Origin of the sequence: Rhodococcus sp. PvR099 (assembly GCF_017833315.1) — a bacterium.
Classification (GTDB): domain Bacteria; phylum Actinomycetota; class Actinomycetes; order Mycobacteriales; family Mycobacteriaceae; genus Rhodococcus_G; species Rhodococcus_G oryzae.
Map to the genome: position 1 here is coordinate 40,921 of NZ_JAFIBV010000001.1, position 25,361 is coordinate 66,281.

The following is a 25,361-nucleotide window of genomic DNA, read 5'->3' on the forward strand; positions in this document are numbered from 1 at the left end:
GGCGCAGGGGCGTTACAGTATGTGGTCCCAGCACGGTGCTGGGTACGTACGGGGCTGAACGGTTTCGACTTTGTACGTTGAGTTAGGGGAAGCGTGTCGGTGCAGGCAAGAGACCACCGTAAGCGTCGCTGCAAACCTATAAGCGCCGATTCCAATCAGCGCGACTACGCTCTCGCTGCCTAAGTAGCGAAGCGTGTCTGTCAGTCCGATCTCGCCCTCGGGTCGGGTACTGGCATCAGCTAGAGGGCTTTACCGGTCGGCTCGGTCACGGAGTCGTTCGGGACATCAAACAGTGACTGGGATCGTCATCACGGCTTGTTCGCGAGACCGGGAGATCCGAGTAGAGGCTTAGCGAACTGCACACGGAGAAGCCCTAGCGATTCGGCGGAGGACCCGGGTTCGATTCCCGGCAGCTCCACACAGGCCAGGCCGGAGAGTCATCACAGACTCTCCGGCCTGGCCCTTTTTGTGCAGGAGACACGCGGCCAGGAGCTCCAGTGTTGCCGATGTGTAACGTCGGGTTACGGAACCCTACCGCCAGGTTTCTTTCTTGTAATGCATTGCGCCCCAGGGTGTTCAGGGCTTGGTGATGATGCTTTCGCTCGGCTACAAATGCATCAGCGCCGAGGTGGCGTCACAGCGAAGCGAGGCTTCACGGTCGAGAAGGAGTGATCACATGGGATCGACAGCAGAGGATCTCACCATGGTCGCAGCAGGGGCGACCTTGGTGTCGGCGCTGGTTGCGGTGATCGCGGGCGTCGCAGGCGTCGCATCGCTTTCTGCGTGAGCGTGCCCACGCTCAACGCCAGCTGAGAGGGCCCCGCAGTCGAAGTCGGCTGCGGGGCCTCGCTGTGTTCGGTGCCGTGTGCCGAACCCGGCCGGGTCAGCGCGGCGGGGGGAGCAGGGCGGTGACATCCGAGCTCCGCCGATGCCATCGCACGCTCCCCGAACTCGGTGAGATAGCCGCCGACCCGAGGTCCGGCCGGGCGGAATTCAGGCCCGCGAGGATGTACACGTGGTAGGTGCTCGCCCCTTGCAGGACGTCGAGGGCAGCCGAGTCGTCGATGGGTGAGCCACGAATCGCGCACCCGACGTCACGCCGCCGACCTCAGCAGTTGCTCGGCGCGGGCTGACCGGCGAACCTGCCGTCGAGCCAGCCGAGCACCCCCGGTAGCCCCTCGATGCTGGTCGGGCCGTGGTCTCCGGGGAACACGCTGAACTGGACAGGAACACCGGCCGCGCAGTATCTGCCGACGGTCGCCGCGATCGAATCCAGGGGGGCCAGCTGATCGCCGTTGCCGTGCCAGACGTACACCGGTGCCCGGGGGAGTCCGGGGAACATCATCAGGCTGTTCTCATCGAAGATCGCCCGCACGGCAGGCTCGTTGATCTTGGCTGGATCGGCGGATACCTCTGCCGCGCTGTGATTTGCTCCGGCGTCGATGATCTCCTGGGAGCAGGCGTTGGCGATCCGGTCGCGCAGGGCCAGGCCCGCGCCGGTGAGGCCGCTGGCCAACGGGATCGAGGACGGGTACTCGCGTTCGAGACCGAGCGTGGCGGCGAAGCCGAGGCCGAACAGGGGATGCGGCGCGGTCCCGAGCCCGTTCGCGAGCTCGCTGAGGTTCGCAGGGACGCCGCCCGCCGCGACGCCGACGATGGGGAGTTCGGGGGCGTAGGTCGGCGCCAGGGCACCCGCCCAGCCGCTGGTCATCCCGCCGCCCGAGTAGCCGGCGAGCCCGACGGGGCTGTGACCGAGCCTCGCCTCGGGCAGGTGCTGCACCGCTCGTACCCCGTCGAGGACGATCTGACCACCCAGCCTGGCGGCGCCGTAGGCGCTGGTCGGGCCGAGGTGATCGGGCAGGGCGATCGCCCAGCCCCGCATCAGTGCGAGGTTCACCACCGGGGCCTCTTGGAGCTGTCCGTTGAACAACGTGTGTGACGGTCCGCATCGGGTCCCGAGTGCGTTGATGATGGCCTGGTACGACAGCAGCGGCCGGTCCACTCCGCCGCGCGGGACGAGGACGGTCGTCACGGCGGCAACCGGGTGGCCCGACGAGTTCGTGGAGCGGTAGGCGATCTGCCAGCCGTCCGCGTTCCCGAACCGGGAGACGTCGACCGGTCTGCTGCGGAGGATGTCGCCGTTCGCCCTGGCGGCCAGGTCCGGCGACGCCCAGTAGAAGGGGTCGGGGTCGGGCGCGGGCATCAGCGGCTGGGCCTGTGCGGCCGCGGGCGGCGCGGTGATCGCCGGTGAGATGGCGAGCGCGAGTGCCGCGAGGAGGGCCGAAGCGGAATCTCTGAGTGTGACTCTCATCGAAAGCCTCCGATGAATGGTGGGAGAAACCGGCACCATGACGCAGCTCACACTAGCGAAGATCGGCGCGCTCTTTCGCGGTTATCGGCGCGACACCCGGATCGAGGGCATGCTGTGACCGTGGATGCTCTGCCGATGTTCCCGCTCGGGTCCGTGTTGCTCCCCGGTGAGCTGCTGCCGTTGCAGGTGTTCGAGCCGCGCTACCTCGAGATGGTCGAGGACCTCACCTCGTCCCCGGACCTCCGGCGATTCGGCGTGGTCCTCATCACCCGCGGCCACGAGGTGGGCGGCGGCGACGAGCGCGCCGACATCGGGACCGTGGCGCGGATCGTCGACTACGAGCGGGTGCAGGGAGGGCGACTGCTGCTCGGCTGCGTCGGCGAGGGCCGCATCCGGGTGCGCCGCTGGCTGCCGGACAACCCCTACCCGCGGGCGGACGTGGAACCGTGGCCCGACGAGGGTTCGGACTTCGGGTCGGACTCGATCGACGAGGTCGGCGCGCTGGTGGACGAACTCGGCGGGCTGCTGATCAGGTCCGCGGCGGTGCGTGGCATCCCGGTACCGGGGTTTCCCAAATTGGACGAGTTGCCGGGTGAGATGGGCGACCGCGTCTACGCCCTCGCGGCGACCCTCCCGCTTGTCGCGGTGGATCGGCTGAGGTTGCTGTCGGCGCCCGGGCCGGGCGAACGTCTGATGGTCCTCGCCGAGGCCCTCGGCGACGTGATCGCCGCGGTGCGGTTCAGGCTGTCGGAGTAGGTGATCGACATGCGCGGTGAGGGATCGCTACTCGCGGTGGTCGCGCTCGGCGGCGGGATCGGTGCGCTCGCGAGATACGGCATCGCGCACGCGATGCCCACTCGGGAGATCCCGTGGGCGACGCTGATCACCAACGTGACCGGCTGCCTGCTGATCGGCATCCTCATGGTGCTCATTACCGAGGTCTGGACGGCGCACCGGTTGCTGCGACCGTTCCTCGGGGTCGGGGTGCTCGGCGGCTTCACCACTTTCTCGACCTATGCGGTCGAGGTGCGGGGGCTGCTGGCGTCCGGCAACTATCCGATCGCGTTCGGCTATCTCTTCGGGACGGTGATCGCGGCGCTCGCCGCCGTCCTGGTGGGAGTGTGGGGCGCGCGGCTCATCACCGGTGCCGTCGCCGGGAAAGGAAGCTGACATGTCTTACTCGCGCACGGAGATGCGGCTGTCGATCATCCTCGGGCAGGACGACCTCTGGCATCACAAGCCGAAGTACCAGGAGATCGTCAAGCGCGCCCGTGCCGCCGGGCTGAGCGGTGCCAGTGTGTGGCGGGGTGTCGAGGGGTATGGCGCGTCCGCGCACATCCACACCACCAGGCTCCTCGACCTGGCCGACGGATTGCCGCTGCTGGTGGTCGCGGTGGACACCGAGGAGCGGATCCGCGGGTTCCTTGACGGCATCGGTGAACTGCTCACCGAGGCCACCGTGACCCTCGAGGGCGTCGAGCGGGTGCACTTCACCGAGGACCGGCCGTGACGGTGATGCTGGTCGTCCTCGGCGGCATGGTCGGCGCGCCCACGCGCTTCCTGCTCGACCGCGCCGTCGGTTCCCGCACCGACAGCGCGTTCCCGTTGGGGACCCTCACTGTGAACGTGATCGGGTCGCTGATCCTCGGTGCGCTGGTCGGCGGCGCCGCCCATGGCGGTGAGGTGATGGCCCTCGTGGGCACCGGATTCTGTGGTGCGCTGACCACGTACAGCACCTTCGGCTACGAGACGGTCCGGCTCGTCGAGGACGGGGTGCGTTTGTACGCGCTGGCCAACATCGTGGTCAGCGTCGCGGCCGGGATCGCCGCCGCGGCACTGGGGTTCGCCGTCGCGCACGCCGCGCTCGCGTGATCGAATGGCCATGACCGACAATCACCGAACGAGGAGGCGCGCCGTGGCGCACGATCGAGCGGGCACGCTTGCCCAGCCGCAGGATCTCGAGGACCTCGCGCAGCTGGTGACGGCCTACTACAGCCGCATCCCCGATCCGGAGAACCCGGACGAACGGGTCGCGTTCGGCACCTCAGGGCACCGCGGATCCAGCCTGGACGGCGCCTTCAACGAGGCGCACATCCTCGCCACCACGCAGGCCATCGCCGAGTATCGGGCACGTCAGTCGATCACCGGACCGCTGTTCCTCGGCCGCGACACCCACGCGCTCTCCGAGCCCGCCTGGACCAGCGCGCTCGAAGTCCTCGCGGCCAATGACGTTGTGGTGCTGATCGATTCCGGCGGCCGCTACACCCCGACCCCAGCGGTCAGTCATGCGATCCTGCGGCACAACGCCTCCGGTACGGCCGCACCGGCAGACGGCATCGTGGTGACGCCCTCGCACAACCCGCCACGCGACGGTGGATTCAAGTACAACCCGCCACACGGCGGCCCCGCAGACAGCACCGCGACCGCGTCCATCGAGGCCCGCGCAAACGAGCTGATCGCGGCAGGCCTGGTCGGGGTCAAGCGGGTCACGCTCGCCGCGGCGCTCGCGAGCGCAGCCCGTCCCTACGACTTCCTCGCCACGTACCTCGACGACCTGCCGAACGTGGTCGACCTCGACGCGGTCCGCGACGCAGGCATCCGGATCGGCGCGGATCCGCTCGGCGGTGCCAGCGTCGACTACTGGGGCGCGATCGCCGAGCGCCACCGCCTCGATCTGACGGTGGTGAACCCACTGGTGGATGCGACGTGGCGGTTCATGACCCTCGACACCGATGGCAAGATCAGGATGGACTGTTCGTCCCCGGACGCGATGGCCTCGCTGATCGGGGCGCGGAACCGGTTCGACATCGCCACCGGCAACGATGCGGACGCCGATCGGCACGGCATCGTCACCCCAGACGGCGGGTTGATGAACCCGAACCACTATCTCGCGGTGGCCATCGACTACCTATACGCGAACCGGCCAGGCTGGGCGCCGGGCACCAAGGTCGGCAAGACCTTGGTGAGCTCATCGATGATCGATCGGGTGGTGGCGGGTCTCGGCCGGGAATTGGTGGAGGTACCCGTCGGGTTCAAATGGTTCGTGCCGGGCCTGCTGACGGGTGAGCTGGGCTTCGGCGGCGAGGAGAGCGCCGGGGCATCGTTCCTGCGCACCGACGGCCGGGTGTGGACGACGGACAAGGACGGCATCATCATGGCGCTGCTGGCGTCCGAGATCACCGCCGTCACCGGGCGCTCGCCCGCGGCCCGGTACGCCGAGCTGGCGCAGCGGTACGGCAGCCCCGAGTACGCCCGGGTCGACGCACCCGCCACCCGAGAGCAGAAGGCCGCCCTGGCGGCGCTGTCCTCGGAGCAGGTCACCGCGACCGAGCTGGCGGGCGAGCCGATCACCGCCACGCTCACCGCGGCGCCCGGCAACGGTGCGGCGCTCGGTGGGCTCAAGGTCTGCACGGAGAACGCCTGGTTCGCCGCGCGGCCGTCGGGTACCGAGGACAAGTACAAGATCTACGCCGAATCGTTCAGGGGCGGGGAGCATCTCGCCCAGGTGCAGGACGAGGCGCGGGAGCTGGTGGCGCGGGCGCTGGGAGCAGACGCCTGAGCCTTTGCGCCGCTGGCTAGGATCGGTGGCAATCATGCATACCACCGCAAATAAGCTGCCACGCGAGATCTGGGTCCTGGTCTCCGCCAGTTTCGTCATCGCCCTCGGGTTCGGCATCGTCGCCCCTGCGCTGCCGCAGTTCGCCCGCAGCTTCGACGTCGGGTACATCGCCACGTTCTCGGTGATCAGCGTGTTCGCCCTGATGCGACTGCTGTTCGCGCCTCTCAGTGGGGCGCTGGTCCAGCGGTTGGGGGAGCGCCCGACGTATCTCACCGGGCTGTTGATCGTCGCGGTCTCGTCCGGTGCGGTGGCCTTCGCCCAGGGCTACTGGCAGCTGCTGCTGTTCCGGGCGCTCGGCGGCATCGGGTCGACCATGTTCACCGTGTCCGCGCTCGGACTGTTGATCCGGATCACGCCGCCGGGCATCCGCGGGCGGGTGTCGGGCCTGTATGCGACGTCCTTCCTGTTCGGCACCATCGGCGGGCCGCTGGTCGGCGGCGCGCTCGCCGGCTTCGGGCTGCGCGCCCCGTTCCTCATCTACGCCGTGGCGCTGCTGATCGCGGCGGCGGTGGTGTACCTCAGCCTGCGCGAGTCCGCATTGGCCGCACCGGATTCGGGCGGCCACGTCGTCACGATGACGCTGCGCGAGGCGCTGGCGTCGGCGACCTACCGCGCGTCTCTGGTGTCGAACTTCGCCAACGGCTGGGTGTCGTTCGGCGTTCGGGTCGCGATGGTGCCGCTGTTCGTGGTCGAGGCGCTGGACCAGGGCACAGCGCTGGCGGGTGTGGCGCTGACCGTGTACGCGATCGGCAACGCGCTGGTGCAGATCCCGGCGGGCCGGATGTCGGATGTGCGCGGCAGGCGGCCGTTCGTGCTGGCCGGGCTGGCCGTCGCAGGGGCGGCGACGATGCTCCTCGGATTCAGCGAGAACCTGCTGGTGTTCCTCGCGCTGTCGCTCGTCGCGGGCGTGGGGTCCGGGCTGATGAACCCGGCCCAGCAGGCCGCGGTCGCGGACGTGATCGGCTCCAAGGCCAGGGGCGGTCCGGTGCTGGCCACCTTCCAGATGGCCTCCGACGTCGGGGTGGTGGCCGGTCCGCTGGTGGCCGGGGTGTTGGCCCAGTACCTGTCCTACGGGGTGGCCTTCGCGGTCACCGGCGCGCTGATGCTGCTCCCGATCGCGTTCTGGCTCGTCGCGCCGCGGACCATCCCACAGGCGTCAACCGGGGATGCCGACCCCGATCAGCGCGCCGACCAGGTAGGTGGCGGCGACGGCGATCCCGCCGAAGGCGAGCTGCCGGAGCGCACCGCGGACCTTCGACTTCGCAGTGAAGCTCGCCGCGATCGCGCCGACGATCAGTAGGCCGATCCCGCCAACGGTCAGCCCGGCGACGAGTGACTCGAATCCGAGCAGGTACGGGATCAGTGGGATGATCGCGCCGACACAGAACATCAGGAACGAGGAACCGGCCGCCACCAGCGGTGAGGGCTTCTCGCTTGGGTTGACGCCGAGCTCGTGGGTGAGGTGGATGTTCACCGCGCGTGCGGAGTCGTTGTGTACCTCGGCGGCCGCGGCCTCCGCGGTCGCCTCGCTCATCCCCATCGCGGTGAAGGTCTCGACCAGTTCGGCCTGTTCGGCCTCGGGGTAGCGGGCCTGCGAACGCGTCTCGACCTTCACCTCCGCCTCGATCTGCTCGTTCGCGGTGGAGACCGAGGCGAACTCGCCGAGGGCCATGGAGAACGCGCCTGCCACCAGGCCTGCGACGCCGCTGAGGATCACGGTGTGCGCGTCGACTCCCGCGCCGCCGACGCCTGCGATCAGCGAGGTGTTGGTGACCAGGCCGTCCATCGCGCCGAACGTCGCCGCCCGGAGCCAGCCGCCGGACACGTTCGAATGGGTGTGATCGAACTCATGGGGGAGCGCGTTCTCGGTGGCGTCGGGCCCCGGCTGCGGCTCGCTCATACCGGTGAATCTACGCCGATCGGTACCGTGGGCCAGGTGTGGATTCGTATCGTCAGCCTGCTCGCCAGGCTCGGGCTTGCCGCCGTCTGGTTGATCTCGGGAGTGCTCAAGGCCGCAGACCCGGCGGGAACGGTGATCGCCGTGCGCGCCTACCAGCTGCTGCCGGAGTCGTTGGTGCGGCCGGTCGCGAACACGCTGCCGTTCCTCGAGATAGCGCTCGGACTGTTGTTGCTGATCGGCCTTGGGGTCCGGATCGCGGCGATCGCGTCGGCGCTGCTACTCGTGGTGCTGATCGGGGTGATCATCTCGGTGTGGGCGCGCGGGCTGTCCATCGACTGCGGTTGCTTCGGTGGCGGCGGGGCCGCGGATGTCGACGGCTGGGACTACGCCCGCGAGATCGCCCGCGACGTCGGGTTCCTCGCCATGGCCGCGTGGCTCACCGTCTTCCCCCGCAGCCCGTTCGCGCTGGGGCCCGGATCGAGGCCCGCACTCTCAGTGCCCGCTCAGCATGAGATGGCAGAGTAAAGCCACATTTGACTCTCGGAGCGAAGGACTGCATCTGTGAATGCGAAGAACAAGCCCGTCACCTCTCTGCAGCCGACGTCGAGTCGGTCGACGTACATTCTCGGAGGGTTGGCGATCCTGGTGATCGCCGCTGTCGTGATCGGCGGGGTGATCTGGCAGAGCAACCGCAGCAAGCCGCGCAACGAGGGCTATGGGGCCGTGTCGAACTCGGCCGTGCAGGTGGCGGTGCAGGAGGACGGCGCCGTGCGGATCGGTCAGCCGGAGGCGGCCACCACGATCGACGTCTTCGAGGATCCGATGTGCCCGTACTGCGCCGAGCTGGAGAACACGAACGGCCAGGAGTTGGCGCAGAAGGTCGACGAGGGCAAGGTCGCGGTGCGGTACCACGTCCTCGACTTCCTCAACCGGCTCTCGGCCAGCGGTGACTACTCGACCCGCGCGGTGGCCGCGTCGATGTGCGTGGCGGAGAGCGGCGACGCGATCGCCTACTCCAAGTTCCACGCGGCGCTGTTCTCGCCCGAGAACCAGCCAAAGGAGAACGGCTCCTCGGATCACTCCAATGCGGACCTGGCCCAGATCGCCAAGGACTCCGGCGCCAACGACGCCGCGGTGGCGTGCATCTCGGACGGCGCCAAGGTGAACGACGCCGCCGCGGCGGCGCAGAAGGGCCGCGAGGCGCTCGCGGCCAGCGGTGCGGCCGGAACGCCCACCGTCATCGTGAACGGCACCATGATCGATGCCCTCGGGAATCCGAACTGGGTCGCCGAGCTGAACTGACTCGGGTCGCGAGGGGCGGACGGCGAGAGCGAGCCGCCCGCCCCTCGCTCCATCCGAGTAGGCTTTGACCAGGCAATTTGTTGGCCGGAGTGGCAATGGTGTAACTTTCTTCGAGCACGGAGGAGCACGCACTCCGGTGCGGAGAAACAACCGAATACGGGGCTATGGCGCAGCTGGTAGCGCACCACACTGGCAGTGTGGGGGTCAGGGGTTCGAGTCCCCTTAGCTCCACCCACAACAAAACCCTCATCTCGCGAACCGCGAGATGAGGGTTTTGTCGTAGTTCAGCCGATGTCGCGGTTCAGCCGAGCAGGAGCGACCTGGCGTGGCGGACCTCGGGCACGCCGATCGTCCTGGCGGCGAGCAGGAACGCCGGCACGGCGAAGGCCGCGGCCGCCAGCAGCGTGACCGCCGCGGCCTCGCGCGGGTTGTCGATGAACCGATGGGACAGCCCGACGGACGCGACGCAGAACAGGCCCGCGACGACCGATGCCCACAGCACGCGTGTGAACGTCTCGAGCACGGCGTGGAAGCCGAGCAGCCCGTAGCGGCGTCGCAGCGCCAAGTGTCCGCACACGGCGCCGACGAGGTAGGACAGGGAACTCGCGACCGGCAGCGTCACCACGACCACCTGGCTCGGGAGGGTGGCCGCGCTCAGCGCGACGACGGCGATCTTCGTCGCCACCATCGCGACGTTGATCAGCGCCGGTGTCCGCATGTCGTTGCCCGCGTAGAAGACCCGGAGCTGGAGCATGACCAGAGCGAACGGCGCGAGTCCGAACGCCGACAGCGCCAGCGAGATGCCGATGAGCCGCGCGGCGTCGACGTCGACGCGACCGATGAACATCACCGTGGTCAGCATCGGTCCCAGCAGGGTCATCGCGACGGCGGCCGGGACCAGCGCGACCACCGAGTACCGGGCGGCTCGCCCCATGTCCGCGATCAGTGCGCCGCGGTCGTCGTCGGCGACGGCGCGGGCGATGCGCGGGGTGAGCACGGTCAGCAGGGACACACCGAGGATTCCGTACGGGACCTGGAACAACAGGTCCGCGTAGGTGTAGGTCGAGACGCCGCCGTGGTCGAAGGCCACCAGCAGCACGAACGTCACGCCGACCTGGCTGATCGCGACATAGGCCACGATCCAGCCGAGCAGGCCGGCCCCGACGCGCACCGGCCTCCACGTGTACGGCAGGGGCCGGACCCGCCAGCTCCACCGGAATCCGGTCCGGCGCAGTGCCACGACCGTCCACGAGGCCTGTCCGACGATGCCGGCTGTGGTGCCGATGCCGAGGACCAATACCTGTGCGGTGGTCATCGAAGACGGTGTCAACGTCATCGGGCCGGGCACCAGCACGAAAATGCCGACCGTGGCGAGGACCATCACGTTGTTGAGGACCGGCGCCCAGGCCGCCGGCACGTAGCTGTCGCGGACGTTCAGGACTGCGGTCACCGTCGCCGCGAGCGCGTAGAAGAAGATCTCCGGGAACAACAGATACGCCAGCACGGTCGTCAACTTCGACTGGTCCGAATCCGACACCAGCGCCCCGACCAACAGAGGAACGCACAGCACCGCGACCACCGTCGCCACGGCGGCACCGATGATCGTGGCCAGCAGCAGGCGCTGGGTGAACTCGCGCGAATGGGCGCGTCCGCGCAACCGGGCCCGCGCCAGCACCGGCACGAACACGCTGCTCATCACCCCGCCGAGCAGCAGCTCGTAGACCATGTTCGGCAGGCTGTTCGCCCCGTTGTACGCATCGCCGACCACCGCGGTGCCCAGTACGGCCGCCAGCGCGAGCGTGCGGATGAAACCCGTCGCGCGACTTGCCACGGTCGCGGTCGCGACCGCGCCGGTCGAGCGCGCCAGCGTGCTCTGAATGTCCCCCACGCGATCCATGGTGCCCCACCGCACGGCGCGTGCCCGGGGAACCCGGGCGTCAGGTCACGGAAACCCAACGGTTGCCGCGGATCCTCGCCTGTCGGCGAAACATCTGTTTCACTTGGTGCCGAATGTGACCTGAGTGACTGGTGTTACCTGTGTGGAAGGAGAGCGGCGCCCGCGGACCAACCCGCACCCGGCGCCCATCCCGAAGATGAAGATGACCACGATGATGGCCGGGTTTGCCGCGGCGACCCTGACCGCGATGGTGCTGCCCGCGGCGGCGCTGGCCGAACCCGCAGCCGACACCGCAGCCGAGACGCCGCTGACCGGCAAGACGGTCTTCCTCGACCCCGGGCACCAGGGCACGGCCCACTCCGAGAACCTCTCCAGGCAGGTCGACGACGGCCGCGGGGGCAAGAAGGACTGCCAGACCACCGGCATGACCAGCCAGGGCGGTCTCGCCGAGCACACGATCAACTGGGACGTCTCGCAGCTGGTGAAGACCAGCCTGGAGACCCTGGGCGCCAAGGTCGTGCTCAGCCGTCAGGACGACTCCGGCTGGGGCGGCTGCGTGGACGAGCGAGCCAAGGCGGCCAACGACTCGGGCGCGGACCTGGCCATCAGCATCCACGCCGACTCCACCACCGCGGAGGCGGACGCGAGCAGGCGCGGGTTCCACATGATCGTTCCGGAGCTGCCGGTGCCCGACCCGGCCGTCGACAAGGCGCAGTCCGGTAAGGGCCTCGAGGCCTCGCGGGCGATGCGCGACGTCTACGTCAAGAACGGCTTCACGCCCGCGAACTACGCCGGGGTCGTCGAGGGATTGCAGACCCGCGGCGATGTGGCCGGTCCCGCGCTCACCACCGTCCCGCTGGTCTTCGTCGAGATGGGCAACGGGTCCAACCCCGAGGACTCGGCGGTCCTCGACAGCCTCGACGGCCGGCTCAAGCACGCGATCGCGATCACCACCGGCGCGGTCAACTTCCTGATGGAGGGCGGGACGGTCGCCTCGACGCCTGCCACGGGAACCGACGCGACCACGACCACCACCACCACGGCTGCTGCGCCCACGACGACCGCGACGGCCGTCGAGCCGGCCACACCGTCGACGCCGTCCACGAAGACCACCACGAAGCCCGCACCCCCGAGCGCGACGACAACCGAGAAGGCCGCCCCGGCGGACGCGGGGCTCAGCCAGGTGCTCGTGCTGCTGCAGCCGCTGCTCGAGCAGCTGGGCCTCGGCGGTTTCACCGGGCTGGCGACCGGCGAGAACCTGGGGCTGGTCTCGAATCTGCTGAGCGGGCTGCTCGAGGCGTTGACGGCGCAGGGCGCCGAGAACTGATCGCCCGACAGGGGCGCACTCGAACCCGTTTCGACCGACCTAAGATGGGTGGCCGGTCGAGACGGGAGGTCGTGTGGCAAAGCGATTGATACCGGTGGTCCTGGTCGCGGGATTCCTCGGTGCAGGCAAGACCACCATGCTCAACCACCTGTTGCGCAACAACCGCGGCGTGCGGATCGGCGTCATCGTCAACGACTTCGGCGCCGTCAACATCGACTCGATGATGGTGGCGGGCCAGGTCGATTCGATGGTCTCGCTGAGCAACGGCTGCCTGTGCTGCGCGGTGGACGTGAGCGAGATGGACTCGATGCTCGACCGGCTGGCCCACCCTCGCTCGGACATCGACGTGATCGTCGTCGAGGCCAGCGGGCTGGCGGAGCCGCGGAACATGGTCCGCCTCGTGCTCGGCAGTGAGAATCCGCGCATCGTCTACGGCGGGCTGGTGGTGCTGGTCGACGCCGTGGAGTTCGAGGACACCAGGGTGGCCAACCCCGAGCTGGATCTTCACGTGCGGATGGCGGACCTGTTGGTACTCAACAAGACCGACCGGATCTCCGAGCACGACCTGCAGTCGGTGCTGGCCCGCGTCGGGGAGCTGGGCGGCCGGGCGCCGGTGCTGCCCACCGCGCACGGCCGCATCGATCCGAGGTTGCTCTTCGACGAGGTGGCCCGGGTCGACGACGGTCCGCGTCAGCTCAGTCTCGACGAACTGCTCGCCGATCCGCACGACCACGACTGTGACGGCCATGATCATCTGCACGACCGCTACGAGGCCGTGACGTTCACCAGCGACCGGCCGATGGACCCTCGGGCCCTGACCCGTCTGCTGGAGGATCCGCCACCCGGCCTGTATCGAGTCAAAGGCTTTGTGTACTTCGGCATTCCCGGACACACCCAGCGGTACACGCTGCAGACCGTCGGCAGACACATCCGGTTCGAGACGGGCCCATGGGGCAGGGGAGCGGCGCGCGTCACCGAACTGGTGCTGATCGGTTCCGGCATCGACGTGGACGCGCTGCGGCGGCGCATCGACGAGTGTGTCCGGATACACGAAAGCGGTGCCGCGCAATCGCACGGCACCGCCGCGGCGGCCATGACCGGCGTGCACCGCTACGTGGTGGAGAACTAGAACCTAGGGACGCGTGGCGCGCCTGCGGCGCTGATTGCTGCCGCCGCCCTGCGAGCCGCCGGATCCCGGCGTCTCGCTGCTGTACATCACGGTGGGCTGCCCGGAACCCTGGCCGCGCCCGCGGCCACCCGAGCCCCGACCGCCGCCGGTGGCGGCACCCTCGCCGCTGCGGCCGGTCCCGGAACCGGACTGTCCGCGGCCACGGCCGCCGCCCTGCGCACCGCCGCCACGGGTGCCGCCCTGGCCGCCGCCGCTGCGAGCGCCGCCCTGGGCGCCGCCACGACGCTGACCGGCACCGGCTGCGCCGCCACGGCGGCCGCCGCCGCCCTGGCCCTGCGGCTGGGTGGCGGGCTTGGGTGCCGGGATGACGTGCGGCGCGATCTCGCCGACCAGCGCGTTGACCGGATCGGAGTCCGCCGTCACCTGCTGCGGGGTCACCTTGATGGCGGCCTTGCGCATGAGGATGGCGAGGTCCTTGCGCTGCTCGGGCAGCACCACGGTCACGACGTCGCCCGCGCTGCCCGCGCGCGCGGTGCGGCCGGAGCGGTGCAGGTACGCCTTGTGCTCCGCGGGCGGGTCCACGTGCACGACCAGCTCCACATCGTCGACGTGCACCCCGCGCGCCGCGACGTCGGTCGCGACCAGGACGCGGGCCTCGCCTGCGGAGAACGCGGCCAGGTTGCGGTCACGCGCGGCCTGCGACAGGTTGCCGTGCAGGTCAACCGAGGGGATACCGGCCTCGGTGAGCTGACGCGCCAGCTTGCGGGCCTGGTGCTTGGTGCGCATGAACAGGATCCGGCGGCCGGTGCCGGACGCCAGCTTGTGCACGAGGTCCTTCTTGGCGTCGACGCCGTGCACGTCGAACACGTGGTGCGTCATCGCGGCGACGGGCGAGTTGGCCTCGTCCACCGAGTGCAGCACCTCGTTGTGCAGGAAGCGCTTGACCAGCTTGTCCACGCCGTTGTCGAGGGTCGCGGAGAACAGCAGCCGCTGTCCCTGAGTCGGGGTGGCCGCGAGGATCCGCGTCACGACGGGCAGGAAGCCCAGGTCGGCCATGTGGTCGGCCTCGTCGAGGACGGTGATCTCGACGGCGTCGAGGGAGACGAACTTCTGCTTCATCAGGTCCTCGAGGCGGCCGGGGCAGGCCACGACGATGTCGACGCCCGCCTTGAGGGCCTGCACCTGACGGTGCTGCGAGACGCCGCCGAAGATGGTGGTGACGCGCAGGTCGTAGGCGCCGGCGAGGGGCTCGAGCGTCGCGGTGATCTGGGTGGCGAGCTCGCGGGTCGGGGCAAGGACGAGGCCGAGGGGGCGGCCCGGGCGACGCTTGCCGCCCGCCAGGTCACCGGCGAGGCGGGCGACCATCGGGATGGAGAACGCGAGCGTCTTACCGCTGCCGGTCTTGCCCCGTCCGAGCACGTCGCGGCCGGCAAGGGTGTCCGGCAGGGTGTCGACCTGGATCGGGAAGGGAGAGGTGATGCCGCCGTCGGCGAGCGCCCTCATGAGGGGTTCGCGCACGCCGAGTTCAGCAAAGGATTTCGTCATGTGGGTCGAGTGCCTTTCAGGCATCGGGTTGCACTGTTCGACGCACGGGGAATCGAAAGGATCCACACGTCTGTCAGCACAAGATGGCGAGATTGCCGGTGGGCAAAATCGATCGCCGTAAGAAGAGCTCGTGCTGGGTGCACCGATCAACGAGTTCGTTGAGGAAGCGTTCCACGACGTTTGGCGCGCATACAGCCGCGCCAGGTGTCACCCAGGATAGCCGACGATCGGACCGCTCCGACCGTCGGCTGCGTCACACCTCTACAGCCCAACCCATTCGGTGACGCCGTCGGCGAAGTGCTGCCGCTTCCAGATCGGCACCTCCGCCTTGATGCGTTCGACCAGAACCGAGCAGGCCGCGAAGGCCTCCGCGCGGTGCGGCGCCGCGACCGCGGCGACCAGCGCCAGGTCCCCGACGACCAGGGGGCCCACCCGGTGCACGGCCGCGACCGGGAGCCCGGTCTCGGCGGACACCTGCTCGCAGCACTCGCGCAGGAAGCGCTGGGCGTCCGGGTGCGCCTGATACTCCAGTGCCGAGACCGACTGTCCGCCATCGTGGTTGCGCACCACGCCGCTGAACAGCACCACCGCACCGTGCTCGGGTCCCGCGACCGCCGCGTCCACCGCGGCCTGGTCGATGGGCTCGGTCGAGATGAGAGCGAGTAGCTCACGCATCGTGCATACCTCCGCCCGCAACCTGCGCCAGCAGGTGTTCCAGGATCGGTTCGAGTACCGACATGCCGTCGCGGACACCACCAGGTGATCCCGGCAGGTTGACCACCACGGTGCGGCCGGACAAACCGGACAGCCCCCGGCTGAGCGAGGCGTACGGGGTCTTCTCGGACCCCTTGCGGCGCATGGCCTCCGCGAGTCCGGGCAGCTCCCGGTCCAGCACGGCGCGGGTGGCCTCCGGGGTCTGGTCGGTGGGGGACGTGCCCGTGCCGCCGGTGGTCACCACGAGCGCCGGTGCACCGGTGAGCGCGTCGGCCAGCCCGGCGGCGATGTCGGCGTCGGCGTACACCAGGGGACCGCGCACCGAGAGGCCCTGCGCGGTCAGCCATTCCGCGAGAACCGGTCCGGTGGTGTCCTCCCGGGTACCGCGGGCGCCACCGGTGGAGGCGACCAGGACCACGGCGGATCCAGGTCCGGCCGTGGGGGTTTCGTCGTGGGCATCGGCCTCGGCCTCGCCCTCGGATTCGACGGCATCGGGGCGAACCCAGTGCCCGCGCTTGCCGCCCTCCTTGGTCAGCAATCGCACACCGTTCATGGTGGCGGCGGGATCGACGGCCTTGACCATGTCGTGCAGCGTCAGGCCTGCCACGGCGACCGCGGTCAGCGCCTCCATCTCGACGCCGGTCTGCCCGGTGGTCTTGGCGGTGGCCTCGACCGTGATGGTGTCCTCGGTGAACCCGAACTCGATCTTCACCGAGGACAGCGACAGCTGATGACACAGCGGGATCAGCTCGGAGGTGCGTTTGGCGCCCGCGATGCCCGCGATCCGGGCGGTCGAGAGCACGTCCGCCTTGGGCATGCCGTCGGCGCGGACCAGGGCGATCACCTCGGCGGTGGTCTGCAGTTCGCCGCCCGCCACCGCGATCCGGGTGGTGGTGGCCTTCGCGCTGACGTCGACCATGCGCGCGCGGCCCTCGCCGTCGAGATGAGTCAGCTCGTTCGCCGCCGGGCCGTTTGTCGTCGGTTCGTCGATCACAGTGGCCACACCCGCACGTTGTCTCCCGCCTTCATTGTCGTCACATTCTCGGGGATGTCGATCAGGACATCCGCGCGGGCCAGCGCCCCGACCAGGTGTGAGCCAGGCCCGGACTCGAGGGCGACGCCCGCGTCGACCCGTCGGCCGCGCAGGAACTGGCGTCTGCCCTGGATCGAGGTGATCGGCTCGGTCAGCACGAGTTCCTCCAGGGGGACGGCGGGCAGGCCCGCGGCCCGGCGAAGCAGCGGCTTCACGAACACCTCGAAGGAGACCATCGTGCTCACCGGGTTCCCCGGGAAGTTCAGTACCGGGACGCCGTCGATCTCGGCCAGGCCCTGTGGCCCGCCCGGCTGCATGGTGGTGTGCCCGAACCAGCCGCCCAGCGGCGTCAGCACCTCGCGCACCACCTCGAAGTCGCCCATCGACACCCCGCCGGAGGTGATCACCAGATCCGCGGAAGCGGTTGCGCGGCGCAGGATCTCATCGAACACGGCGAGGTCGTCGTCGCTGCGTTCCACGAACACCACGTCAGCGCCGTTCGCCGTCAGGCTCGCGGCCAGTGCCACTGAGTTGGATTCGTAGATCTGTCCCGGCCGCAGCGGCTCGCCCGCGCGGACCAATTCCGCACCGGTCGCGATGACCGCCGCCCGCGGGCGGCGCAGGACCGGGACGGTGGCGAGGCCGACCGCCGCGAACAACGACAGGTGCCGTGCAGCGAGCGGGGTGCCCGCCGCCAGCAGCAGATCGCCCGTCCGTACATCGGTGCCGGCCTCCCTGACGTACTCGCCCGCCCGGCGCGGCACCCGGATGGTCACCATGTCCTTGGTGGCGTCGGCCTCGGTGTCCTCGACCGGGACGACGGCGTCCGCGCCCGCCGGGATCACGGCCCCGGTCATGATCCGGACCGCGCTGCCAGGGGCGAGCGGGGCAGGCTCGGCGGGACCCGCCGCGATGGTCCCCGTGACCGGCAGGGTCACCGGCACCCCGGTCAGCGAGGCGGCGGCGACCGCGAACCCGTCCATCTGGGAGTTGCGGAAGAGCGGGAGATCCAGCGGCGAGCGCACGTCGGCGCCCAGCACCCGTCCGAGTGCCTCGGTGACGGCGACGTCCTCGACGGTCGGCGCCAGCAGCGGCGCGAGGAGGCGCTGCACCTCGGCGGAGTGCTCCTCGACAGATCTGCTGGTCATGGCGTTTCCTGCGGCATGGGGCCAATCCTAGGCAGGCGCTCGGCGCGACGAGCAACCCGTGTTGGCCGCATACTGGTGGGGTGGCAGAGCTGATGACGCGATGACTGCGACCGTCAGGCCGGTCCAGATGGGGCTGCCGCGCGTCCGCAACAGCCACCCGTCGATCGCCGATCGCCCGGACGTCCCCGAGTTGGTCGACCGGTTCGGCCGGGTGGCCAGGGACCTGCGCGTGTCGATCACCGAGAAGTGCTCGCTGCGCTGCACCTACTGCATGCCCGCCGAGGGCCTGCCCGCGATCCCGCGCGAGCGGTTGCTGACCGCGGCGGAGATCGTCCGGCTGGTCCGGATCGCCGTCGAGGAGCTCGGTGTCCGGGAGGTCCGGTTCACCGGCGGCGAGCCGCTGATGCGTCCCGACCTCGAGGAGATGATCGCCGGCTGTGCGGCGGCTGTGCCGGGCATCCCGCTGTCGATGACCACCAACGCGGTCGGCCTCGAGCACCGCGCCGAGGCGCTTGCCGCCGCCGGTCTGACCCGCGTGAACGTGTCCCTCGACTCGATCGACCGGGCACACTTCGCCGAACTCACCCGTCGTGACCGCCTGCCCTCGGTGCTGGCGGGTATCCGCGCTGCGGCCGCGGCGGGCCTTGCGCCGATGAAGATCAATGCCGTGCTGATGCCGGAGACCCTCGGCGGCGCAGCCGATCTGCTGGAGTGGTGCCTCTCGGAGGGCTGTCAGCTCCGGTTCATCGAGGAGATGCCGCTCGACGCCGACCACGCCTGGGCCCGCGACTCCATGATCGCCGCGACCCGGTTGCTGGAGGTGCTGGGCGAGCGCTTCGAGCTGACCGCGGTGGGACGCCCGGGCGATCCGTCCGCCCCGGCAGAGGAATGGCTGGTGGACGGCGGCCCTGCCACGGTCGGCATCATCGCCTCGGTCACCAGGAATTTCTGTGGCGACTGCGACCGGACCAGGCTCACCGCGGAGGGGACGGTCCGGTCCTGCCTGTTCAGCGACGACGAGATCGACCTCCGCGCGGGGTTGCGCTCGGGCGCGAGCGACGACGACCTCGCACAGTTGTGGCGGGGCGCGATGTGGAACAAGTGGGCTGGTCACGGGATCAATGCGGAGGGTTTCGAACCGCCGCAACGCAGCATGGGGGCGATCGGTGGCTGAACAGGCGATTCTGGTGCGTTATTTCGCGGCGGCGGCGGAAGCGGCCGGGTGCACCGAGGAATCCGTGCGGATCGGTGCGGGTGCCGACCTCGGTGCGCTGAGGTCCGTGCTCGTCGAGCGGCACGGGCCCAAGATGGAGCGGGTGCTGACGGTCGCCGCGTTCCTGCAGGACGACGAGTTGACCCGCGACCTCGCCCTGGTGGCCGCGTCGCGTGTCGACGTGCTGCCCCCGTTCGCAGGCGGCTGATCAGCCCTCGGCGGCAAGCCACTCGTCGAATGTGACAGCGCCGTAGCGGTTTTCCGGGGTCAGGTTCAGCCCGGCGCGCAGGAAACGGCCGGGTGCGCCGGGGAGCGGAACAGGGAGCACCAGGGCCCGGCTGCCGGTTGCGCGCTTCCAGGACTCGGCCAGCTCACGCATCGTTTGTACCTCCGGACCGCCGACCTCGATCCTGCCGTCGTCGGTGGACTCGGTCAGCGCGGCGTCCGCGAGGGCGCGGGCCAGGTCCGTCGGGTCGATCGGCTGGAAGCGGGCGCCGCGGACCGCCGGGATCACCCCGAACCGCGCGGTCGTGGCGAAGATGGACCGCAGCAGCTGGTGGAACTGGGTGGATCGCACGATCCGGACGTCCAGGCCGGAGTCGGAGTAGATGCCCTCCTGCTCGGTCAGCGCCTCGTAGTAGGAGAACCGCACCCGGTCGACACCGACGATCGACAGCAGCACGACTCGTCGCACACCCGCCGCCTCGGCGGCGCGCGCCAGGTTCCTGGCGCCAGTGGTGAACACAGGCCTGGTCCGCCGGGTCTGGCCGTTCACCGCGGAGATCACCGCGTCGACGCCGTCGAGCGCCGCGGGCAGGCCCTCGCCGGTGAGCAGGTCGGCGGTGACGTGGTCGGCGGCGGGCCCCTCGGGGGCGTGCCTGCTCAGTGTCAGCACCCGATGCCCGCGCGCGCGGAGTTCGGCGACCGCCGCCGCGCCCGCGGTGCCGGTGCCGCCCGCGACCAGGACGGTGCTCATCGCGTCACTTCCACCAGTCGTCGAGCGGTGACACGGGGACCGAGCGCTTGTGCCGGGTGCCCAGGTACATGGACTCGAGCTTCTCGGCCACCGCCGCGGTCACCTCCTTGCCCTCGAGGTAGTCGTCGATCTCGCTGTAGCGCAGGCCGAGTGCCTCCTCGTCGGGCAACGCCGGCCTGTGGTCCTCGAGGTCGGCGGTGGGGACCTTGGCCCAGGTGCTTGCGGGGGCACCGAGATGCTGCAGCAGCGCGGCGCCCTGTCGCTTGCTCAGACCGGTGAGCGGCGTGAGGTCGACGCCGCCGTCGCCGTACTTGGTGAAGAAACCGGTGATCGCCTCCGCGGCGTGGTCGGTGCCGATAACCAGGTGGCCGAGCTGTCCGGCGATGGCGTACTGGATCACCATCCGCTCGCGGGCCTTGATGTTGCCGCGCACGAAGTCCCGCAGCTCGCCGTCGTGCCCGATGATCTCGGCGAGACCCCCTGCGCTCTCGGTGGCCGCGGCGTCGGTGCTCGGCTTGATGTTCACGGTCACCGAGCGGTCCGGCTTGATGAACTCGAGCGAGGTCTGGGCGTCGTGCTCGTCGGCCTGCACGCCGTACGGCAATCGGACCGCGACGAACTCGGCGTCGTGGCCCTCCTCGCGCAGCTCGGCGGCCGCCAGTTGCGCCAGCCGGCCCGCCAGGGTGCTGTCCTGGCCGCCGCTGATCCCGAGGACGAATCCCTTGGCAGGAGTGGAGCGCAGGTAGCCCTTGAGGAAGTCGACGCGCGCGCGCACCTCAGCCTCGGCGTCGATGGTCGGCTTCGCGCCGAGTTCTTGCAGGATTTCCGCACGGAGATTCGCCATGCGCGTCACTCTAGCGACGGTCGGCGGTGTGCGCGCGGGTGCGCGCGGGGACCCGGACGGCGGCCGGTCGGGCGGGCGATACAGTGCCACGCGTGCCCAATGTGACCGCGCCCAGGTTTCTCGTCGTGTCCGCCACCGAGGGGGAGGCCGCATACGTGCCAGACGGATTCGAGGTGGTCGTCACCGGGATCGGGAAGGTCGCCGCGGCGGTCGCGGTCACGGAGGCGCTCGCGCGGTACCGATCCGACGATCGCCCGGCGGTGGTCAACATCGGCACCGCGGGGGCGCTGCACGAGCATCATGCCGGTCTGTTCGTACCGTCGGCCGTGCTCAATCACGACATCAGCGCGGACGTGCTGCGCTCGCTCGGACACCCGGTGACGGACCGGATAACGCTCCCCGACGGCGACGATTCGGTGCTCGCGACCGGTGATGTGTTCATCTCCGATGCGGTCGTGCGGGACGCGCTCGCGACCAGGGCCGACCTCGTCGACATGGAGGGCTTCGCGGTGGCGGCGGCCTGCGCGCGGATGGGCGTCGGGTGCCGAATCGTCAAGCACGTCAGCGATCGCGCCGACGAATCGGCCATGGACTGGCCTGCCCAGGTGGACGCGAGCGCCCGGATCCTCGCGACCTGGTTGACCGAGAACCTGTAGCGCCGCCGTCGCTACTGGGCGCGCAGGCCCAGTCCGTCGCCGTCCGCCTGCATCACGCGGGCCCGGTCCGCGTCGACGGTGAAGGTGGTCTCGCCGCTGAGCACGTTCAGTACCGCCCGCTCGACCTCGGCGACGTCGGGCTCGCACGCCATCCTGGTGGTCGCGAGCGGGCCGAAGGTCACCTTGTCTCCGGCGATCTGGGCGGTGCCGGTCATCCGGTTGCACCCGGTTGATCCGCTGACCGAGCCGTCCTCGGCGATCAGCAGGGTGGGGGCGGCGGTCTCGAGGGCGACCGACGTGGTGACCGCGCTCGGGCTGATCAACTGGTCGACGACCCAGGTGGTCCCGGTGATCGGACGGTCCGGGGTGGCTACCTTCTTGTCGACCAGGGCGACCGAGGTGTCGCTCGTGGTCAGCGTGAGGGTGTCGCCGTCGAGCCTCCAGGCCGGATCTGCCTCGAACAGCGAGGTCATCCACGCGTCGGCGCCTGCGGTGTCGCCGACGCAGGCCATCATGGTGGTCGCGATCGGTCCGGTGACGACCTTGCCGTCGGACAGGTCGACCGTGCCGTTGCCGCGGTTGCAGCCGGCGGTCATGGAGATCCTGTCCGGTTCCACGAACTCGACGGTGAGCGGCCCGCCGCCGGGGATCGGGGTGCCCGTGACCTCGGTGGAGATGAAGGTCCGTCCCTGCAGGTCCTCACCGTTCGGCGTCGAGGCGCTCTCCGCACTGCAGGCGGTGAGGAGGGCGGCGGCGAGCAGGGCGAGTCCGGCTACACGGCGAAGGCGCATGCCAGGAGCCTAGTGACCCGCCGGGCGTGCCGTGACCCGTCGGACCAGGTGCTCCCAGGCGTCGGCGATCCGCTCGATCGGCATGTGCATGGTGCGGATCTGGTACATGACCAGCGAGGCCTCGAGGGGCGCGAGCAGGCTGTGGGCGAGCAGTGGGATGTCGCCCTCGGTGCCCGCCGCGCGCAGCAGCATCGCTACGTGGGTGAGGCTGACCTGGCGCGGGGCGCTGCCGAAGCGGAGTTCGGGGGAGTCCTCCACCGCGCGGAGGGTGTCGCCGCTGAGGTCCACGAGCGAGATGCGGGCCCGGCCGAAGGCGACGAGGCGGTCGATGGGCTCGGCGCCGGGACCAAGTGGCGGCGGCCCGTACATGAAGGCGTGCTGCAGTTCCTGCTCGGTGTGGTCGAGGAGGGCCTGCATCAGACCGGACCGGCTGCCGAACCGCCTGAACACTGTGCCCTTGCCCACACCGGCCTTCGCGGCGACCGCATCCATCGTCACGGCGTCCGCGCCCCGCTCCGCGACCAGCGCGGCGGCGGCGTTCAGCAGCAACGCGCGGTTGCGCACGGCGTCGCACCGTTCGGCCTCGGGCTGGTCGGCCATCTGGATCGGGGTGGTCTGCACGAGGCCGATCGTACCCTCCCCGGAATATAAGTGGACCGTAGTCCGCTTAGCTGATATACCTAGAACGGCAAGCGCCCCCGGATCATCGAAGGAAGTCTCCAATGTCTGAAGCCAACGTTCTCGTCCTGGTCGGCAGCCTGCGCGCCGCCTCCGTCAACCGTCAGCTCGCCGAGACCGCCGTCGGTGTCGCACCCGAGGGCGCGAACGTCACGGTGTACGAGGGCCTGGCCGAGGTGCCCTTCTACAACGAGGACATCGACGTCCCGGGCACCATCGACAGCGTGGAGGCGCTGCGCGCGGCCGCCGGTGCCGCCGACGCCCTCCTGCTGGTGACGCCCGAGTACAACGGGACCATTCCCGCCGTGCTCAAGAACGCCATCGACTGGATCTCCCGGCCCTACGGCGTCGGTGCCATCGCGGGCAAGCCGGTCGCCGTGATCAGCGCCTCGCCGAGCGCCAACGGCGCGAAGTGGGCCCACGAGGACACCACCAAGGCCGTCGGGATCGCGGGCGGCAAGGTGGTCGAGGACACCGCGCTCGTCATCGGCGGTGCCTTCGAGAAGTTCGGCGACAAGCACGCCAGCGAGAACGCCGAGGTCTCGGCGCAGCTCGCCAAGGTCGTCGCCGACCTGGTGAACGCCACGAAGGTGCTCGTCGACGCCTGACGCATCTTTCCCATTCGGGCCCGGGCGGTGCATCACGCATCGCCCGGGCCCGTGTGCATGGTCAATCGAGCGTGACCCGCATCATCGCGGTGCGTTCGACAACCCGGTCGCGTTCGTCGGCGAGAGCGAGCCTGCGCTCGTCCTGCATGTACCCGTCCAACGCCGACTGGGATTCGAACGTGAACAGCTGGATCTCCATGGGCTGATCCCCGGTGCCGTCGGTGCGGGCCCGCTGCAGCACCCGGCCGCCGTGCTCGGTGACGAGCTCAAGGACCCGATCCTGGCTACAGCCCGGCCTGCTCGAGGGCGTCGTCGACGGCGTCGCGGACCTCGTCGATACTGCGGCCGGCCGACAGCTCGCTGATGGTGAGCGCCTCGATCTGCGGCTCGACCTCCGCGTACCGCGCCAGCCAGCGTTCCTTGTCCGCCTGCCAGTAGCCCATGATGTCGAATCGATCCGCCGCCCAGCCCAGCTCGCGGCGGACGTGCCTGCGGATCTGCCGCGAGGCGCCCGTCTCGCCCGCCGACCAGATGTAGCCGGGGCCGTCCTGGAGCCGGTGCGCGCGCAGCCACTCCGGCAGTGCGCTCGGGGTGCGGCCGTTGCCGGTGTCGTGCAGCCAGGTCACCGTCAGCTCCGCGTCGGTGGCCCAGTCCTGCTCGTCGGCCGGCTCCGGGATCTCGGCGACCAGGTGGGCGCCGGTGCCGGGCGGCAGGTTCTCGATGATGCGAGCAGCGGCGGGCAGCGCGCTGAGGTCCGCGAGCAGCAGCTGCCAGCGCGCGTCCTGCGGCGGCCGGTACCAGCCCTTCGGGTGGGACAGTCGGACCGGCTCGCCCGGCTCGGCCGCCCGCGCCCACTCGGCGGCCCGCCCGCCCGCATGCACCGCGAAGTCGATGTCGACGTTGCCGGTGCCGGAGTCCCAGCGGCGCACGGTGTAACTGCGCCAGTGGTCCTCGCCGAACTCGACGAGCAGTCGCTCGTCGGGATCGCCGCTGGAGGCGAACGCGGCGGGGTCCGCGAGCGCGAATCGGATTCGGCGCAGGCTGGGGGACAGGTGGGTGGTCGACACCACCGCGGCGTGGAATTGGGGATCCTCGGCGGTCGGCACCGCCCCACCCTAGGCCCGTCGCCACCGACCGCATGCACAGAGGGGAAGCGCCGCGCACCGCAAGGCGGAAATGTGACCTGCGACACGCCGAGACGGGTCGTTTGTGGCGGGGTCAGATGCCTTACGACCTGGGAATTTCAAGGATGTGGTTCACAACATCTCGCGTTATATGGATATGTCGGACACTAGGTGTAGTGTCTAGAACACCGAGAGGGCATAGCCGGAACGGTCGAGAAACACAGGCCGGAGCGCTGTCCAGTAGGTGGGATCCACATGATCTTCCGCGTCACTGACCATCAGTTCCGTAAGCCAGAGAAAGAGGGACTTACATGAGCATCACCGTCTACACCAAGCCGGCGTGCGTTCAGTGCAATGCGACCTACCGGGCGTTCGACAAGGCCGGTATCGAGTACTCCGTCATCGACATCACCGAGGACTCGGAGGCCCGCGATTACGTGATGGCCCTGGGTTACCTGCAGGCCCCCGTCGTGGTGGCGGGCGAGGATCACTGGTCGGGTTTCCGTCCGGACCGGATCAAGTCGCTCGTCGCGGCCGCCGCCTGAA

27 protein-coding genes, 1 tRNA gene, 1 other RNA gene and 1 pseudogene are annotated in these 25,361 nt (G+C 69.8%); 17 read left to right on the forward strand and 13 right to left on the reverse strand.

The genetic code is table 11. The features are described 5' to 3' along the window. Nucleotides 1-50 precede the first annotated feature (50 nt). Nucleotides 51-421, forward strand: a transfer-messenger RNA (tmRNA) gene (gene ssrA, locus JOE46_RS00200). 687 nt (nucleotides 422-1,108) lie between these two features. Here ssrA and JOE46_RS00205 read toward each other — a convergent pair. Continuing rightward, the gene (locus tag JOE46_RS00205) at nucleotides 1,109-2,311 is read right to left on the reverse strand and encodes a lipase family protein (RefSeq protein ID WP_097213648.1); all 1,203 of its coding nucleotides are present in this window, start codon (nucleotides 2,309-2,311) and stop codon (nucleotides 1,109-1,111) included. Nucleotides 2,312-2,425: 114 nt separating this feature from the next. Here JOE46_RS00205 and JOE46_RS00210 point away from each other — a divergent pair, with 114 nt between their 5' ends. The 6 genes and pseudogenes from JOE46_RS00210 to JOE46_RS00235 form a co-directional block, all read left to right on the forward strand. Next, nucleotides 2,426-3,067, forward strand: a complete 642-nt coding sequence (locus JOE46_RS00210; protein WP_306455754.1) for an LON peptidase substrate-binding domain-containing protein — start codon at nucleotides 2,426-2,428, stop codon at nucleotides 3,065-3,067. Nucleotides 3,068-3,076: 9 nt separating this feature from the next. After that, on the forward strand, nucleotides 3,077-3,481 hold the full coding sequence (gene crcB / locus JOE46_RS00215) for a fluoride efflux transporter CrcB (RefSeq protein WP_097213674.1): 405 nt from the start codon (nucleotides 3,077-3,079) through the stop codon (nucleotides 3,479-3,481). Between the two features lies 1 nt (nucleotide 3,482). Then, nucleotides 3,483-3,821, forward strand: a complete 339-nt coding sequence (locus JOE46_RS00220) for a DUF190 domain-containing protein (RefSeq protein ID WP_077043584.1) — start codon at nucleotides 3,483-3,485, stop codon at nucleotides 3,819-3,821. A gap of 5 nt (nucleotides 3,822-3,826) precedes the next feature. Next, nucleotides 3,827-4,183 carry a fluoride efflux transporter CrcB gene (gene crcB / locus JOE46_RS00225; RefSeq protein ID WP_245221191.1) on the forward strand — a complete coding sequence of 119 codons (357 nt, stop codon included), beginning with the start codon at nucleotides 3,827-3,829 and terminating at the stop codon, nucleotides 4,181-4,183. Between the two features lie 43 nt (nucleotides 4,184-4,226). Then, a complete protein-coding gene (gene pgm / locus JOE46_RS00230) occupies nucleotides 4,227-5,870 on the forward strand; it encodes a phosphoglucomutase (alpha-D-glucose-1,6-bisphosphate-dependent) (RefSeq protein ID WP_097213673.1) in 1,644 nt (547 codons plus the stop codon). Between the two features lie 34 nt (nucleotides 5,871-5,904). After that, nucleotides 5,905-7,101 (forward strand): annotated as a pseudogene (locus JOE46_RS00235) (MFS transporter); the annotation flags it as partial. On the opposite strand, the gene JOE46_RS26185 reads toward JOE46_RS00235, so the two are convergent. Next, the gene (locus JOE46_RS26185) at nucleotides 7,087-7,830 is read right to left on the reverse strand and encodes a VIT1/CCC1 transporter family protein (protein ID WP_097213645.1); all 744 of its coding nucleotides are present in this window, start codon (nucleotides 7,828-7,830) and stop codon (nucleotides 7,087-7,089) included. The pseudogene JOE46_RS00235 and the gene JOE46_RS26185 overlap by 15 nt on opposite strands. A gap of 36 nt (nucleotides 7,831-7,866) precedes the next feature. Between JOE46_RS26185 and JOE46_RS00240 the strand changes: the two genes are divergently transcribed. The 3 genes from JOE46_RS00240 to JOE46_RS00250 all read left to right on the forward strand — a co-directional run bounded on the left by JOE46_RS00240 (nucleotide 7,867) and on the right by JOE46_RS00250 (nucleotide 9,363). Continuing rightward, nucleotides 7,867-8,355: a MauE/DoxX family redox-associated membrane protein gene (locus tag JOE46_RS00240; protein ID WP_097213672.1), complete on the forward strand. Its 489-nt coding sequence runs from the start codon at nucleotides 7,867-7,869 to the stop codon at nucleotides 8,353-8,355. 36 nt (nucleotides 8,356-8,391) lie between these two features. Next, nucleotides 8,392-9,132 carry a DsbA family protein gene (locus tag JOE46_RS00245; protein WP_097213644.1) on the forward strand — a complete coding sequence of 247 codons (741 nt, stop codon included), beginning with the start codon at nucleotides 8,392-8,394 and terminating at the stop codon, nucleotides 9,130-9,132. Between the two features lie 158 nt (nucleotides 9,133-9,290). Further along, nucleotides 9,291-9,363: transfer RNA gene (locus JOE46_RS00250), tRNA-Ala, on the forward strand. Between the two features lie 70 nt (nucleotides 9,364-9,433). Here JOE46_RS00250 and murJ read toward each other — a convergent pair. Next, on the reverse strand, nucleotides 9,434-11,029 hold the full coding sequence (murJ, locus tag JOE46_RS00255) for a murein biosynthesis integral membrane protein MurJ (RefSeq protein ID WP_097213671.1): 1,596 nt from the start codon (nucleotides 11,027-11,029) through the stop codon (nucleotides 9,434-9,436). 196 nt (nucleotides 11,030-11,225) lie between these two features. On the opposite strand from murJ, the gene JOE46_RS00260 reads away from it, so the two are divergent. Both JOE46_RS00260 and JOE46_RS00265 read left to right on the forward strand, forming a co-directional pair. Continuing rightward, nucleotides 11,226-12,356 carry an N-acetylmuramoyl-L-alanine amidase gene (locus JOE46_RS00260; protein WP_097213643.1) on the forward strand — a complete coding sequence of 377 codons (1,131 nt, stop codon included), beginning with the start codon at nucleotides 11,226-11,228 and terminating at the stop codon, nucleotides 12,354-12,356. A gap of 73 nt (nucleotides 12,357-12,429) precedes the next feature. Then, nucleotides 12,430-13,485, forward strand: a complete 1,056-nt coding sequence (locus JOE46_RS00265) for a GTP-binding protein (RefSeq protein ID WP_097213642.1) — start codon at nucleotides 12,430-12,432, stop codon at nucleotides 13,483-13,485. 3 nt (nucleotides 13,486-13,488) lie between these two features. On the opposite strand, the gene JOE46_RS00270 is transcribed toward JOE46_RS00265, so the two are convergent. The 4 genes from JOE46_RS00270 to glp all read right to left on the reverse strand — a co-directional run bounded on the left by JOE46_RS00270 (nucleotide 13,489) and on the right by glp (nucleotide 17,925). Beyond that, the gene (locus tag JOE46_RS00270; protein WP_097213641.1) at nucleotides 13,489-15,030 is read right to left on the reverse strand and encodes a DEAD/DEAH box helicase; all 1,542 of its coding nucleotides are present in this window, start codon (nucleotides 15,028-15,030) and stop codon (nucleotides 13,489-13,491) included. Between the two features lie 261 nt (nucleotides 15,031-15,291). After that, on the reverse strand, nucleotides 15,292-15,705 hold the full coding sequence (locus JOE46_RS00275; protein WP_097213670.1) for a molybdenum cofactor biosynthesis protein MoaE: 414 nt from the start codon (nucleotides 15,703-15,705) through the stop codon (nucleotides 15,292-15,294). Beyond that, the gene (gene moaCB, locus JOE46_RS00280) at nucleotides 15,698-16,663 is read right to left on the reverse strand and encodes a bifunctional molybdenum cofactor biosynthesis protein MoaC/MoaB (RefSeq protein WP_097213669.1); all 966 of its coding nucleotides are present in this window, start codon (nucleotides 16,661-16,663) and stop codon (nucleotides 15,698-15,700) included. Before moaCB ends, JOE46_RS00275 begins: the two co-directional genes overlap by 8 nt. Before the next feature lie 71 nt (nucleotides 16,664-16,734). Further along, nucleotides 16,735-17,925, reverse strand: coding sequence for a gephyrin-like molybdotransferase Glp (glp, locus tag JOE46_RS00285; protein ID WP_097213640.1), 1,191 nt, complete (start codon nucleotides 17,923-17,925; stop codon nucleotides 16,735-16,737). Between the two features lie 100 nt (nucleotides 17,926-18,025). Between glp and moaA the strand changes: the two genes are divergently transcribed. Beyond that, on the forward strand, nucleotides 18,026-19,099 hold the full coding sequence (gene moaA, locus JOE46_RS00290; RefSeq protein ID WP_097213639.1) for a GTP 3',8-cyclase MoaA: 1,074 nt from the start codon (nucleotides 18,026-18,028) through the stop codon (nucleotides 19,097-19,099). After that, a complete protein-coding gene (locus JOE46_RS00295) occupies nucleotides 19,047-19,346 on the forward strand; it encodes a MoaD/ThiS family protein (RefSeq protein WP_097213638.1) in 300 nt (99 codons plus the stop codon). The genes moaA and JOE46_RS00295 overlap by 53 nt, the downstream gene beginning before the upstream one ends. Here JOE46_RS00295 and JOE46_RS00300 read toward each other — a convergent pair whose 3' ends face one another. Then, nucleotides 19,347-20,114, reverse strand: a complete 768-nt coding sequence (locus JOE46_RS00300) for an SDR family oxidoreductase (RefSeq protein WP_097213637.1) — start codon at nucleotides 20,112-20,114, stop codon at nucleotides 19,347-19,349. Between the two features lie 4 nt (nucleotides 20,115-20,118). Next, nucleotides 20,119-20,958 carry an ammonia-dependent NAD(+) synthetase gene (nadE, locus tag JOE46_RS00305; RefSeq protein ID WP_097213636.1) on the reverse strand — a complete coding sequence of 280 codons (840 nt, stop codon included), beginning with the start codon at nucleotides 20,956-20,958 and terminating at the stop codon, nucleotides 20,119-20,121. A gap of 101 nt (nucleotides 20,959-21,059) precedes the next feature. Here nadE and JOE46_RS00310 point away from each other — a divergent pair, with 101 nt between their 5' ends. After that, on the forward strand, nucleotides 21,060-21,614 hold the full coding sequence (locus JOE46_RS00310) for a nucleosidase (protein ID WP_097213635.1): 555 nt from the start codon (nucleotides 21,060-21,062) through the stop codon (nucleotides 21,612-21,614). A gap of 11 nt (nucleotides 21,615-21,625) precedes the next feature. On the opposite strand, the gene JOE46_RS00315 is transcribed toward JOE46_RS00310, so the two are convergent. Continuing rightward, the gene (locus JOE46_RS00315; RefSeq protein ID WP_097213634.1) at nucleotides 21,626-22,405 is read right to left on the reverse strand and encodes an META domain-containing protein; all 780 of its coding nucleotides are present in this window, start codon (nucleotides 22,403-22,405) and stop codon (nucleotides 21,626-21,628) included. 9 nt (nucleotides 22,406-22,414) lie between these two features. After that, nucleotides 22,415-23,005 (reverse strand): TetR/AcrR family transcriptional regulator, encoded by a 591-nt coding sequence (locus JOE46_RS00320; RefSeq protein WP_209928886.1) that lies wholly within the window; start codon nucleotides 23,003-23,005, stop codon nucleotides 22,415-22,417. A 122-nt stretch (nucleotides 23,006-23,127) separates the two neighbouring features. Between JOE46_RS00320 and JOE46_RS00325 the strand changes: the two genes are divergently transcribed. Continuing rightward, nucleotides 23,128-23,691 carry an NAD(P)H-dependent oxidoreductase gene (locus JOE46_RS00325; protein WP_097213633.1) on the forward strand — a complete coding sequence of 188 codons (564 nt, stop codon included), beginning with the start codon at nucleotides 23,128-23,130 and terminating at the stop codon, nucleotides 23,689-23,691. A 61-nt stretch (nucleotides 23,692-23,752) separates the two neighbouring features. On the opposite strand, the gene JOE46_RS00330 is transcribed toward JOE46_RS00325, so the two are convergent. Together JOE46_RS00330 and JOE46_RS00335 are read right to left on the reverse strand one after the other, a co-directional pair. Continuing rightward, nucleotides 23,753-23,932 (reverse strand): hypothetical protein, encoded by a 180-nt coding sequence (locus JOE46_RS00330; RefSeq protein WP_179800680.1) that lies wholly within the window; start codon nucleotides 23,930-23,932, stop codon nucleotides 23,753-23,755. Nucleotides 23,933-23,975: 43 nt separating this feature from the next. Continuing rightward, complete coding sequence (locus JOE46_RS00335; protein WP_097213632.1) at nucleotides 23,976-24,797, reverse strand: siderophore-interacting protein; 822 nt, start codon at nucleotides 24,795-24,797, stop codon at nucleotides 23,976-23,978. A gap of 329 nt (nucleotides 24,798-25,126) precedes the next feature. Between JOE46_RS00335 and nrdH the strand changes: the two genes are divergently transcribed. Further along, a complete protein-coding gene (gene nrdH, locus JOE46_RS00340) occupies nucleotides 25,127-25,360 on the forward strand; it encodes a glutaredoxin-like protein NrdH (RefSeq protein WP_077041114.1) in 234 nt (77 codons plus the stop codon). The last annotated feature ends 1 nt before the right edge of the window (nucleotide 25,361 follow it).